The 13467-nt window shown below is 60.5% G+C and carries 9 protein-coding genes; 8 read left to right on the top strand and 1 reads right to left on the bottom strand.

The annotated features are described in order from the left end of the window. Positions 1 to 3 precede the first annotated feature (3 nt). Positions 4 to 2649 carry a pyruvate dehydrogenase (acetyl-transferring), homodimeric type gene (aceE, locus tag EAH74_RS06455; protein WP_140677121.1) on the bottom strand — a complete coding sequence of 882 codons (2646 nt, stop codon included), beginning with the start codon at positions 2647 to 2649 and terminating at the stop codon, positions 4 to 6. A 383-nt stretch (positions 2650 to 3032) separates the two neighbouring features. Between aceE and glnE the strand changes: the two genes are divergently transcribed. The 8 genes from glnE to EAH74_RS06500 all read left to right on the top strand — a co-directional run bounded on the left by glnE (position 3033) and on the right by EAH74_RS06500 (position 13260). Next, on the top strand, positions 3033 to 5972 hold the full coding sequence (gene glnE, locus EAH74_RS06465) for a bifunctional [glutamate--ammonia ligase]-adenylyl-L-tyrosine phosphorylase/[glutamate--ammonia-ligase] adenylyltransferase (RefSeq protein ID WP_140677123.1): 2940 nt from the start codon (positions 3033 to 3035) through the stop codon (positions 5970 to 5972). A gap of 329 nt (positions 5973 to 6301) precedes the next feature. Further along, on the top strand, positions 6302 to 7336 hold the full coding sequence (gene waaF, locus EAH74_RS06470) for a lipopolysaccharide heptosyltransferase II (RefSeq protein ID WP_123369014.1): 1035 nt from the start codon (positions 6302 to 6304) through the stop codon (positions 7334 to 7336). A gap of 1 nt (position 7337) precedes the next feature. Next, positions 7338 to 8399: a lipopolysaccharide heptosyltransferase RfaC gene (gene rfaC / locus EAH74_RS06475; RefSeq protein WP_140677125.1), complete on the top strand. Its 1062-nt coding sequence runs from the start codon at positions 7338 to 7340 to the stop codon at positions 8397 to 8399. Beyond that, positions 8399 to 9520, top strand: a complete 1122-nt coding sequence (locus EAH74_RS06480) for a glycosyltransferase family 4 protein (RefSeq protein WP_140677127.1) — start codon at positions 8399 to 8401, stop codon at positions 9518 to 9520. The genes rfaC and EAH74_RS06480 overlap by 1 nt, the downstream gene beginning before the upstream one ends. Beyond that, on the top strand, positions 9520 to 10326 hold the full coding sequence (rfaP, locus tag EAH74_RS06485) for a lipopolysaccharide core heptose(I) kinase RfaP (RefSeq protein WP_123369017.1): 807 nt from the start codon (positions 9520 to 9522) through the stop codon (positions 10324 to 10326). Before EAH74_RS06480 ends, rfaP begins: the two co-directional genes overlap by 1 nt. Then, on the top strand, positions 10326 to 11060 hold the full coding sequence (locus EAH74_RS06490) for a lipopolysaccharide kinase InaA family protein (RefSeq protein WP_140677129.1): 735 nt from the start codon (positions 10326 to 10328) through the stop codon (positions 11058 to 11060). The genes rfaP and EAH74_RS06490 overlap by 1 nt, the downstream gene beginning before the upstream one ends. After that, complete coding sequence (locus EAH74_RS06495) at positions 11057 to 11809, top strand: lipopolysaccharide kinase InaA family protein (protein ID WP_140677131.1); 753 nt, start codon at positions 11057 to 11059, stop codon at positions 11807 to 11809. The genes EAH74_RS06490 and EAH74_RS06495 overlap by 4 nt, the downstream gene beginning before the upstream one ends. Continuing rightward, the gene (locus EAH74_RS06500) at positions 11809 to 13260 is read left to right on the top strand and encodes a lipopolysaccharide kinase InaA family protein (protein WP_140677133.1); all 1452 of its coding nucleotides are present in this window, start codon (positions 11809 to 11811) and stop codon (positions 13258 to 13260) included. Before EAH74_RS06495 ends, EAH74_RS06500 begins: the two co-directional genes overlap by 1 nt. Positions 13261 to 13467 lie beyond the last annotated feature (207 nt).

Below are 13467 nucleotides of genomic sequence, written 5' to 3' on the forward strand. Positions count from 1 at the left end.
TCCTCAGCAGTCCAGTGGGTTGCGTTTTTCCGGGTTGATCCCGAACTTGGCGATGGCTTCAGCCACCACTTTAGGTTCGATATCACCACGGTCAGCCAAGGCTTCCAGGGCTGCCAACACCACGAAATGACGGTCGACTTCGAAGAAGTGACGCAGCTTCTTGCGGCTGTCACTGCGGCCGAAACCGTCGGTGCCCAGGACTTTGAATTCCTTGGACGGGACCCACTGACGAATTTGCTCAGCGAACAGCTTCATGTAGTCGGTAGACGCGATGACCGGACCTTGACGGCCGTTCAGGCACTCTTCGACATAGCTCAGTTTAGGCTTCTGGCCCGGGTGCAGACGGTTGCTGCGCTCTACGGCCAGGCCGTCGCGACGCAGTTCGTTGAAGCTGGTAACGCTCCACACGTCAGCGCCGACGTTGAACTGTTCACGCAGGATTTTCGCCGCTTCGCGAACTTCGCGCAGGATGGTGCCGGAGCCCATCAGCTGAACGTGGTGCGCTGCTTCGCGGGTGTCTTCCTCGAGCAGGTACATGCCCTTGATGATGCCTTCCTCGACACCGGCCGGCATGGCTGGTTGCTGGTAAGACTCGTTCATCACGGTGATGTAGTAGAAAACGTCCTGCTGCTGTTCGGTCATCTTCTTCATGCCGTCCTGAATGATCACCGCCAGCTCATAGCCGTAGGTTGGATCAAAGGTGCGGCAGTTCGGGATGGTGGCAGCCAGGATGTGGCTGTGACCGTCTTCGTGTTGCAGGCCTTCGCCGTTCAGCGTGGTCCGGCCGGCGGTGCCGCCGATCAGGAAGCCACGGGTACGGCTGTCGCCAGCGGCCCAGGCGAGGTCGCCGATACGCTGGAAGCCGAACATCGAGTAGAAGATGTAGAACGGCAGCATTGGCTGGTTGTGGCTGGAGTACGAAGTACCGGCAGCGATGAAGGAGCTCATGGCGCCCGCTTCGTTGATGCCTTCTTCGAGGATCTGGCCCTTCTTGTCTTCTTTGTAGAACATCACCTGGTCTTTATCGACTGGCTCGTAGAGCTGGCCGACGGACGAGTAGATGCCCAACTGACGGAACATGCCTTCCATACCGAAGGTGCGGGCTTCGTCCGGGATGATCGGAACGATGCGCGAGCCGATTTCCTTGTCCTTGACCAGTTGCGCGAGGATCCGCACGAACGCCATGGTGGTGGAAATCTCACGGTCACCCGAGCCGTCCAGAATAGCCTTGAGGGTATCCAGTGGTGGCGTCGGGATGTCGAAGCTCTTGGCGCGGCGCTGTGGCACGAAACCGCCCAGTGCAGTGCGGCGCTCGCTCAGGTAGCGGGCTTCGGCGCTGTTGGGTTCTGGTTTGAAGAACGGCAGGTTTTCCAGCTCTTCGTCTTTGACCGGAATGTCGAAACGATCGCGGAACAGTTTCAGGCTTTCAACATCAACCTTCTTGGTGTTGTGCGCGGTGTTCTTCGCTTCGCCGGCACCGGTGCCATAACCTTTGATGGTCTTGGCCAGGATGACGGTCGGTTGTTCTTTGTGGTTGACCGCTTCGTGGTACGCCGCGTAGACCTTGTACGGGTCGTGGCCGCCACGGTTGAGTTTCCAGATCTCGTCGTCGGACAAGTCTTCAACCATCGCCTTGAGTTCTGGCGAGTTGAAGAAGTGTTCACGCACGAACGCGCCGTCTTTGGCTTTGTAGTTCTGGTACTCGCCGTCGATGACTTCGTCCATACGACGTTGCAGGATACCGTCGACGTCTTTGGCCAGCAGTGGGTCCCAGAAACGGCCCCAGATGACTTTGGTCACGTTCCACTGAGCACCGCGGAACACGCCTTCGAGTTCCTGGATGATCTTGCCGTTGCCGCGAACCGGGCCATCAAGGCGCTGCAGGTTGCAGTTAATAACGAAGATCAGGTTGTCGAGCTTCTCGCGGCCAGCCAGCGAGATCGCGCCCAGGGATTCTGGCTCGTCGCACTCGCCGTCGCCCAGGAAGCACCAGACTTTTTGCTTGCCTTCAGGGATGAAGCCACGGGCTTCCAGGTACTTCATGAAGCGTGCCTGGTAGATCGCCTGGATCGGGCCCAGACCCATGGATACAGTCGGGAACTGCCAGAAATCAGGCATCAGCCACGGGTGCGGGTAGGACGACAGGCCCTGACCGTCCACTTCCTGACGGAAGTTGTTCATCTGGTCTTCGGTGATGCGGCCTTCCATGAACGCACGGGCGTAAACGCCTGGCGAGGTGTGACCCTGGAAGTAGATCAGGTCGCCGCCGTGTTCGTCGGTCGGGGCCTGGAAGAAATAGTTGAAGCCGATGTCGTACAGGGTTGCGCTGGAGGCGAAGCTGGAGATGTGACCGCCCAGGTCAGAATCTTTCAGGTTCGTACGCATCACCATGGCCATCGCGTTCCAGCGTACCAACGAGCGAATGCGGCGTTCCATGAACAGGTCGCCAGGCATGCGTGCTTCGTGGGTAACGGGAATGGTGTTGCGGTATGGCGTGGTGATGGCGTAAGGCAATTGCGAACCGCTACGGGTTGCGAGTTCGCCCATACGGGTCATCAGATAGTGAGCGCGGTCTTCGCCTTCTTTGTCGAGAACCGATTCCAGGGCGTCCAGCCATTCCTGGGTTTCGACGGGATCGAGGTCTTGCATGGCTTGCTCCAGGGCGGAAAGGCTTCCAGAATCGGTTGCCTGAGTTTGCGACTGGCCTTGTGGGCAGACGATATAAATTCTTGGATTGCCGAGAGGTTGTTCCGGCGGCGTGTAGTTTTACTACAAATCATCGGGCATTTCAGCCTTTCGAATGTATATACGAGTAGTAAAACTACAGATGAGCGGCTTGTGGCCTCCAGCTGCGTTGTGAGAATAATCGTTAAGGTTGGTCTTTTGCCAACCAGAAAAGGTGAAAGCTTGATGCTGTCTGCCAAAAATAAAGAAATTTCAGCTATTTCTAACCTTTGTTCGACAGTCGATCACGTAGTGCATTCTCGCGAATCACTACATGCAGCCCTCTACACGCCGATCAAGGATAGACCATGAGCCTCCCTTCGCTTGCCGAACTGCCTGGCATCCTCCTGCCGTTTGTCACCCGCGCCGAGCAGTCGTTCCGCACGGCCGTCGCGGTGCTTCCCGACGACCATGGCCTGGCCGGCTGGACGCCTGAACGCTGGGCACAATTTGCCCGCGTCACCGCTGCCAGCGACTTCGTGATTGAACAAAGTGTCCGTGACCCATTGATGTTGCTGGAGCTGGTGCAGTCCGGTGAGCTGGACCGAAGTTTTGCGCCCGGCGAGCTGTGCGCACAGATTGCGGCAGCGGTGAATGCAGCAGAAACCGACGATGGGCTCGGGCGTGCCCTGCGTCGTCAACGTACCCGTCATCAAGTGCGGATCATCTGGCGTGACCTGACGCGTCAGTGCGATCTGATCCAGACCTGCCGCGATCTCTCGGACATGGCCGATGCCAGCATCGATCAGGCCTATCAGTGGTTGTACTCGCGGCACTGCCAGCAGTTCGGCGTGCCGACTGGCCGGCGCAGTGGCGAGCCGCAGCAAATGGTCATTCTCGGCATGGGCAAGCTCGGTGCGGTGGAGCTCAACCTGTCGTCGGACATCGACCTGATCTTCGCCTATCCCGAAGGTGGCGAAACCGTCGGCGTCAAACGCTCGCTGGATAACCAGGAGTTCTTCATTCGTCTCGGCCAGCGCCTGATCAAGGCGTTGGACCCGATGACCGTCGATGGTTTCGTGTTCCGCGTCGACATGCGCCTGCGGCCTTATGGTTCGGCCGGCGCATTGGTGCTGAGCTTCAACGCGCTGGAGCAGTATTACCAGGATCAGGGCCGCGACTGGGAACGCTACGCGATGATCAAGTCGCGGGTGGTGGCCGGCGATCAAGTGGCCGGTGCGCAATTGCAAGAGATGCTGCGGCCGTTCGTTTACCGGCGTTACCTCGACTTCTCGGCGATCGAAGCGCTGCGCACCATGAAGCAGCTGATTCAGCAGGAAGTCCGGCGCAAGGGCATGGCCGACAACATCAAACTCGGCTCCGGTGGCATTCGTGAAGTCGAATTTATCGCCCAGGCATTCCAGCTGATCCACGGCGGCCGCGACCTGAGCTTGCAGCAACGTCCTCTATTAAAAGTACTGAGCACGCTGGAAGGTCAGGGTTACCTGCCGCCGGCGGTGATCAGCGAACTGCGCGAAGGCTACGAATTCCTGCGGTACACCGAGCACGCGATCCAGGCGATCGCCGACCGCCAGACCCAGATGCTGCCGGACAGCGCTCAGGATCAGGCGCGCATCGCCTTTATGTTGGGCTTCGCCGACTGGGAGGCTTTCCATGAGCAGCTGATGTATTGGCGCGGTCGCGTGGCCTGGCACTTTGGTCAGGTGATCGCCGATCCCGACGAAGAGGAAGGCACCGAAAGCGAAGTGGTGGTCGGCGGAGAATGGCTGCCGCTGTGGGAAGAGGCGCAGGATGAAGAGGCCGCTTGCCGTCAGTTGGAGGAGGGCGGTTTCGCTGATGCCACCAAAGCCCTGAAAGCGTTGGCCGGTTTGCGCAGCAGCCCGCAGTTGCGGGCGATGCAGCGCTTGGGTCGCGAGCGCCTCGATGCCTTTATTCCGCGGTTACTGGCTCAGGCCGTGGAGCACGCCAATCCGGATTTGGTGCTGGAAAGGGTTTTGCCACTGGTGGAGGCTGTGGCCCGTCGTTCTGCGTATCTGGTGTTGCTGACTGAAAACCCTGGCGCGTTGCGACGTTTGTTGACCTTGTGCGCCGCGAGTCCGTGGATCGCTGAACAGATCACCCGCTTCCCGCTGCTGCTCGACGAATTGCTCAACGAAGGTCGGTTGTTCAAGCCGCCGCTGGCGCCGGAACTGGCTGCCGAGTTGCGCGAGCGTTTGACGCGGATTCCCGAAGACGACCTCGAACAGCAAATGGAAGCCCTGCGACATTTCAAACTGGCGCACCGCTTGCGCGTTGCCGCTTCGGAAATTGCCGGCAGCCTGCCGTTGATGAAGGTCAGTGATTACCTGACCTGGCTCGCCGAAGCGATCCTGGAGCAAGTGCTGGCCCTGGCCTGGCGCCAGACCGTGGCCAAATACGGTACGCCGCTGCGTACCGACGGCACCTTGTGCGATCCCGGCTTCATCATTGTCGGTTACGGGAAAGTCGGCGGTCTGGAACTGGGGCATGGTTCGGACCTGGACCTGGTGTTCATCCACGATGGTGACCCGCAGGCGGAAACCGATGGGCCGAAGCCTATCGACGGCGCGCAATTTTTTACTCGGCTGGGGCAGCGGATCATTCACTTGATTACGACCCAGACCAACTCCGGTCAGCTGTATGAAGTCGATATGCGCCTGCGACCTTCCGGTGCGTCGGGGTTGCTGGTGAGTTCGGTGGGGGCATTTGCCCGGTATCAGGAAAACGAAGCCTGGACGTGGGAGCATCAGGCGTTGGTGCGGGCGCGGGTGTTGGTGGGCAGTCGGGATGTTGGGCAGGCTTTCGAGAAAGTCCGCGCGGCGGTATTGGGCAAACCGCGGGACCTGGCGACCTTGCGCCAGGAGGTCAGCGAGATGCGCGCCAAAATGCGCGATAACCTTGGCAGCAAGAGCACTGCGGCCGGCACCGGAGCAAATGCCTTTGAGGCCACGGCGCCGTTCGATCTCAAGCAGGACGCCGGAGGTATCGTCGATATTGAATTTATGGTGCAATACGCGGCCCTGGCGTGGTCCGAATCGCACCCGTCATTGCTGCGCTGGACTGACAATATCCGCATTCTGGAAGGGCTGGAGGAGGAAGGGCTGATGCCCGCCGAAGACGCCAGCCTGTTGCGCGAGGCCTATAAAGCCTACCGTTCCGCCGCTCACCGGCAGGCCTTGCAGAAGGACGCCGGGGTGATACCGGGCGACCAGTTCGTGGACGAACGGCGGCAGGTAGTGCGGATCTGGCGCGAGCTAGGGCTAAGCTGAGACACGATTGTTCATGCGAATAGATTCAAATGTGGGAGCGAGCCTGCTCGCGAAAGCGGAGTGTCAGTCGGCATTGATGTTGAGTGTGACGGCCCCTTCGCGAGCAGGCTTGCTCCTACAGTAGATTGGCGGTGATTGTAGATTTAAGGCATGCCGCACAAACCCTGTGGGAGCGAGCCTGCTCGCGATGAGGCCGTCACATCCAGCCTGTATGCTGACTGTCACGCCGCCTTCGCGAGCAGGCTCGCTCCCACAGTAGATCTGCAGTGATTTGTAGAATTCTCGAGGCGGGGAGGCGTATGCCTCCCCGGCTCGTTTATGGAAACCACATGAAAATTCTGATCGTTGGGCCCAGTTGGGTCGGTGACATGGTGATGGCGCAGACACTGTTTCAGTGTCTCAAGCAACGCCACCCGCAATGCGAAATCGACGTGCTGGCCCCCGAGTGGAGCCGGCCGATTCTTGAGCGCATGCCCGAAGTACGCCAGGCCTTGAGCTTTCCGCTCGGTCACGGTGTTTTGGAGCTGGCGACGCGTCGGCGCATCGGCAAATCCCTGGCCGGCCAGTACGACCAGGCGATCCTGCTGCCCAATTCCCTGAAGTCGGCATTGGTGCCGTTCTTCGCCGGCATTCCGAAACGTACCGGCTGGCGTGGCGAATTCCGCTACGGCCTGCTCAATGACGTGCGCACGCTGGATAAAGAACGTTACCCGCTGATGATCGAACGCTTCATGGCCCTGGCTTACGAGCCGGGCGCCGAGCTGCCGACACCTTATCCACGGCCGAGCCTGCAGATTGACCCGGTCACTCGCGAAGCGGCAATGGCCAAGTTCGGCCTGGCCCTCGACCGCCCGGTGTTGGTGCTGTGCCCCGGTGCCGAGTTTGGCGAGTCCAAGCGCTGGCCGTCCGAGCACTATGCCAAGGTTGCCGAGGCGAAGATCCGCGAAGGCTGGCAAGTCTGGCTGTTCGGTTCGAAAAACGATCACGCCGTCGGCGAAGACATCCGCTCGCGGCTGATTCCCGGTCTGCGTGAAGAGTCGGTGAACCTCAGTGGCGGCACCTCCCTGGCCGAAGCCATCGACCTGATGTCCTGCGCCGACGCGGTGGTGTCCAACGACTCCGGCCTGATGCACGTCGCCGCTGCGTTGAATCGCCCGTTGGTGGCCGTCTACGGCTCGACGTCGCCGGGTTTCACGCCGCCACTGGCCGAGCACGTCGAGATCGTGCGCCTGGGCATCGAATGCAGTCCCTGCTTCGATCGCACGTGCCGTTTCGGTCATTACAACTGCCTGCGCCAGCTCATGCCGCAAGCGGTGAACGAAGCCTTGCAGCGTTTGCAGGGCACTGTGGTCGAGGTCAAATAGTTTGCGGGTACTGCTGATCAAGACTTCTTCGCTGGGCGACGTGATTCACGCGTTGCCGGCGCTGACCGACGCGGCACGGGCGATCCCCGGCATCCAGTTCGACTGGGTGGTGGAAGAAGGCTTCGCCGAAATCCCGACCTGGCACCCGGCCGTGGGCAAGGTGATTCCGGTGGCGATCCGTCGCTGGCGCAAAAACATCTGGCAGACCATCAAGAGTGGCGAGTGGAAGCGCTTCAAGCAAAGCGTTCGCGCCAACAAATATGATCTGGTGATCGATGCCCAGGGCCTGCTGAAAAGTGCGTTGCTGACCCGATACGCCAAAGCCCCGGTGGCCGGGCTGGATAAAAACTCGGCCCGCGAGCCGATTGCCGCACGCTTCTATTCCCGGCGTCTGGCCGTGGCCCGTGGGCAACACGCGGTGGAGCGAGTGCGTCAGCTATTTGCCGTGGCCCTGGGTTATGACCTGCCCAAAGGCTTGGGCGATTACGGCCTGAACGTCGAACGACTGGTGGAATTGCCGCGCAAAAATCCTTATGTGGTGTTCCTGCACGGCACCACGTGGGACACCAAGCACTGGCCTGAAGCCTACTGGCGAGAGTTGGCCGAGCGCGTCGGTTATCTCGGTGTCGCGGTGAAGCTGCCTTGGGGTAATCCGATCGAGAAAGCCCGGGCCGAGCGCATCGCCAAAGACATGAGGCACGTCGAAGTGCTGCCCAAGCTGAATCTGGCCGGTGTCGGCAAAGTGCTGGCCGGCGCGCAAGCCTGCGTGGCGGTGGACACCGGGCTCGGTCACCTCGCCGCTGCGCTGGACGTGCCGACGTTGTCGCTGTTCGGCCCGACCAACCCGGGTCTGACCGGTGCCTACGGCAAAGCGCAGATTCACATCGCCAGCGATTTCCCCTGTGCGCCGTGTATGCAAAAGAAGTGTACGTATCAACCGACGGCCGAAGATGCCCGTCAGTTTGACCTTAAGCGCGAGTGGCCCTTGTGCTTCACGCGTCTGAATCCCGAGCGTGTCGCGACCCGACTGAGCACGTTGTTACTGGCTGAGGAGCTGCGCTGATGCAATTGGCATTCGTCTTGTACAAGTACTTTCCATTCGGGGGCTTGCAGCGCGATTTCATGCGCATCGCCCTGGAATGTCAGAAGCGCGGCCATCAGATTCGGGTCTACACGCTGATCTGGGAAGGCGACATTCCACCGGGCTTCGAAGTGTTGGTGGCGCCGGTCAAGGCGTTCTTCAATCATCGACGCAACGAGAAGCTCAGCGAATGGATGGAAGCGGATCTGGCCAAGCGTCCGGTGGACCGTTTGATCGGTTTCAACAAAATGCCGGGTCTGGACGTCTACTACGCCGCCGACGGCTGCTTCGAAGACAAGGCGCAAAACCTGCGTAACTCGCTGTACCGACGCTGGGGCCGCTACCGGCACTTCGCCGAGTACGAGCGCGCGGTATTCGCCAAGGATGCCAAAACCGAAGTGCTGATGATTTCCGAGGTCCAGCAGCCGCTGTTCATCAAGCATTACGACACGCCGCTTGCGCGCTTCCATTTGCTGCCCCCGGGCATTTCCCAGGATCGTCGCGCGCCGGCCAATGCCGCCGAGATCCGTGCCGAGTTTCGTCGCGAATTCAACCTGAAAGACGATGAGCTGCTGCTGGTGCAAATCGGCTCCGGGTTCAAGACCAAGGGCGTGGATCGCAGCCTCAAGGCGCTGGCCGCATTGCCCGCCGATCTGAAGAAACGCACCCGGCTGTTTGTAATTGGCCAGGACGACCCCAAATTATTCCAGATGCAGAGCGCCACACTGGGGCTCGGCGATAACGTGACGTTCCTTAAAGGCCGCAGCGACATCCCGCGTTTTCTGCTTGGCGCCGATCTGTTGATTCACCCGGCGTACAACGAAAACACCGGGACTGTGTTGCTCGAAGCCCTGGTGGCCGGGTTGCCGGTGCTGGTGAGTGCGGTGTGTGGTTACGCCCATTACATCGCCGAGGCCGACGCCGGTCTGGTGCTGGACGAGCCTTTCGATCAGGCGCAGCTGACTCAGTACCTGACCGGTATGTTGAACGACGCTCAAGCACGGGCGGCCTGGAGCCGCAATGGTCTGGCGTTCGCCGAGACGGCCGACCTCTACAGCATGCCGCAGCACGCGGCCGATGTGATTCTGGCGGAGCACGCTTAATGAAGTTGATGCTGGCTGAACCGTTCAAGAGCCTCTGGGCCGGACGCGATCCGTTCGCTGAAGTCGAGGGCCTCCAGGGCGAGGTATACCGCGAACTTGAAGCGCGTCGGACCCTGCGTACCGAAGTCAATGGCAATGGCTTTTTCGTGAAGATCCACCGTGGCATTGGCTGGGGCGAGATCTTCAAGAACCTGCTCACTGCCAAGTTGCCGGTGCTCGGTGCCGGCCAGGAATGGAAGGCCATCCAGCGCCTGCAAGAAGTCGGCGTGCCGACCATGACCGCCGTGGCTTATGGCGAGAAGGGCAGCAACCCGGCGGACCAGCATTCGTTCATCGTCACCGAAGAGCTGGCGCCCACTGTCAGCCTTGAAGACTTCAGCATCGATTGGGTCAAGCAGCCTCCAGAACCCAAACTCAAGCGTGCGCTGATCGCCGAAGTCGCGCGCATGACCGGCATGATGCACCGCGCCGGGGTCAACCATCGCGACTGCTACATCTGCCACTTTCTGTTGCACACCGACAAGCCGGTGACGGCCGACGATTTCAGGCTCTCGGTGATCGACCTGCACCGCGCCCAGACCCGTCCGACGATTACCCAACGCTGGCGCAACAAGGACCTGGCGGCGCTGTATTTTTCGGCGCTGGACATTGGCCTGACCCGTCGCGACAAATTGCGTTTCCTCAAGGGCTATTTCCAGCAGCCCCTGCGCCAGATTCTGGGTGAAGAAGCCGGGTTGCTCGCCTGGCTCGAAGGCAAGGCCAACAAACTCTACGACCGTAAACAGCGATACGGGGATGCGCTCTGATGGCGGGTTGGAAACTGGAGCCTGGGTACAGCGATCTGGCAGAAGATTTCGGCAGTCTTGAGGCTGTGTTTGCGCTTCAGGGTGAGCGCCTGACGCGCGACCTGTTGTCCGAGGTCATTCGCGTCCAGCGCAATGGCGTCAACTATTACGTCAAACGCTACGTGGGTGCGGGCAAAGGTCTGCGCCGTTACCTGGGCAAGCCTCGGGTGAAAGCCGAGTGGCAGAATCTCAAGCGCTTCGCCAAGTGGGGCATTCCTACCGCCGAAGTGGTGGCCTGGGGCCTGGAGCGTCGCGGTGCGGCGTACGATCGCGGGGCAATGATCACCCGTGAGCTGCCGCACACTGAAGACTTGTCGGCCCTGGCCGAGCGGCATGATCCTAAACTCGCGGACCGCGCCTGGGTCGACAACGTCAGCCGGCAGCTGGCGGTTTACACCCGGACCATGCACGACCACCGCTTCACCCATAACGATTTGAAGTGGCGCAACCTGCTGATCAACGATGAGTCCCGGCTGTTTTTGATCGACTGCCCCAATGGCGATTTCTGGCGCGGCTTTTGGCTCAAGTACCGGATCACCAAGGACCTGGCGTGTCTGGACAAGGTCGCCAAGTATCACTTGTCGGCTACCCAGCGCCTGCGCTTTTACCTGCAATACCGCCAGTGTGATCGGCTGAATGCCGCCGACAAAAAACGGATCCGGCACGTGGTGAGATTTTTTGAGGGACGCGAATGACTGATTTTCTGGCGGCTGAAGACCGTGCGCTGCTTGAGCGACACGGCCTCGGCACCTTCGACGCACTCTGGGCCAAGCAGCTCGAAGCGGTGGACGAGCCCAACACCGCTCGCGGTGGCTGGAGCAGCGTGTTTCGGCTGGATCTGGAAGGTCATGGCTACTACCTCAAGCGCCAGAGTAACTACCAGATGCGCACCTTGCATGCGCCCTTTGGCGAGCCGAGTTTTGCCCGTGAATTTCGCAATATCAGTCGCTATGAAAAGTTCGGTATTCCAGCGCTGAAGGCGGCATTCTTCGGAGAGCGCAAGGTCAACGGCGAAGTCCGGGCGATTCTGCTGACCCGTGCCCTGGATGGTTGGGATGACTTGGATTCGCTGTTGCAGCGCTGGTCGGACCTGAGTTCGGCGCAGCATTCGGCCATTCTGAAGGCCTGTGGGCAACTGGCCCGGCGCCTGCACGGCGCGCGTCAGGTTCACGGTTGCTTCTATCCCAAGCACATTTTTCTCCAGGCCACCGGCGACGGTTACCTGGCCCAGCTGATCGACCTGGAAAAGACCCGGCCGTTGCTGTTTGGTCTGCGTGATCGGGCCAAAGACCTGGAGCCGTTGCTGCGTCGGGCGCCTGAGTGGAGCGAAGCGCAGTTGCGCGAGCTGCTGGCCGCCTATCTGGAACAATCGCAAGACAGTTCGCTGATCGACAGCTGGCTTGCGCGACTGACCGCGCGGCGCAGTCATAAGGAGGCGCGCTGATGCGTTTGTCCGAGCTGAAAAACGCTGGCCGCAGCCCGCGCCTGCCGCTGAACATTCCACTGGCCGATGCCGCCGGCCCTGCTGAGCTGCAGTTGCTGAGTCTGTTGCGGGTATTGCCGGGGCAGCGTTATGTCGGTGCCGGCGTCTGGCGTGGGCGGCCGGTGCTGGCCAAGTTGTTGGTCGGCAGCAAGGCGGCGCGGCATTTCCAGCGTGAGCTGGACGGCGTGCGGTTGCTGGCGGCTCAAGGGTTGACCACGCCGTTGCTGCTGGCTGATGGCCTGAAGGACGGCGAGGGTGGTTGGCTGCTGTTTGATTTCCTTGAAGGCGCCGAAAGCCTTGGGGATGCCTGGAAACAGGTCGAGCACTTGCCGATGCTGGCGAATGAACAATCGGCGGTATTGGCCGATGCGCTGGGTGCGATTGGTCAATTGCACCGCAAGGGCCTTTGGCAGGAAGACCTGCACCTGGACAACCTGCTGCGCCAGGGTGGTCGGCTGTATTTGATCGACGGTGCCGGAATCCGCACGGAGACGCCGGGCCAACCGCTCTCGCGGCAGAAAGTCCTGGAAAACCTCGGGGTGTTTTTCGCCCAGTTGCCCAAGTCGCTGGAGCCCTACACCGAAGAGTTGCTGGTGTATTACCTGCTGAGCAACGGCGAGCATGCCTTGCCGATGGAAGCGTTGCAGAAGCAGATCAGCAAGATGCGCGGCTGGCGCCTGAAGGACTTCCTGATCAAGGTCGGTCGCGAATGCACGCTGTTCAGTGTCCAGCGCGGAGCGTTCGGCTTGCGGGCGATTCGCCGCGAGGAAGAGGCGGCGATGCTGCCGGTGCTGGCGCAGGCCGATGCGCTGCTCGATCAGGGCCATCTGTACAAGACCGGCGGCGCGGCGAGCGTCGGCAAGGTCGAGGTGGCTGGTCGTACGCTGGTGATCAAGCGCTACAACATCAAAGGTTTTGCCCACTGGCTCAAACGCTTCTGGCGCCCGAGCCGTGCCTGGCACTCCTGGCGCGAAGGCAATCGCCTGGCGTTTCTCGGTATTGCCACGCCCAAACCGTTGGCGTTGCTGGAGAAGCGTTTTTTCTGGTTGCGCAGTCGGGCTTATCTGGTGACCGAGTATTTGCCGGGGCCGGACATCATCGAGCGGTTTGCACCTTATGTCGAAAGCGGTGAGGCTCCGGAAGCCGAATTGCTGGCGCTGGATCATTTGTTTGCCGAGCTGATTGGCGAGCGGATCAGTCACGGGGATTTCAAGGGGCATAATCTGTTCTGGCAGCACGATCGCTGGGCGCTGATTGATCTGGATTCGATGTGTCAGCATGCCTCGCTCAGCAGCTTCGCCCCGGCCTACGCGCGGGATCGGGCAAGGTTCATGCGTAACTGGCCTGAGAGCAGTGCGCTGTATCGGGTCATTGATCAGCGTCTTCCCAAAGATATCTCTAGCGCTGCCTGAATCCCCATCGCGAGCAGGCTCGCTCCCACACTGGATTTATGTCACGCCGAAGATCCCCTGTGGGAGCGAGCCTGCTCGCGATGGGGCCAGAACAGCCACTCGAGATTAAGGGACAGGTTTTTATGAAACGTCCTACATGATCTACAGAACCCGTGAACTGTGCCCTGAATAGCCGCGATGCTAGTTTGCCTGACGTTCACGGAGGGC

It is taken from the genome of Pseudomonas mandelii (assembly GCF_006438925.1).
GTDB lineage: Bacteria > Pseudomonadota > Gammaproteobacteria > Pseudomonadales > Pseudomonadaceae > Aquipseudomonas > Aquipseudomonas mandelii_C.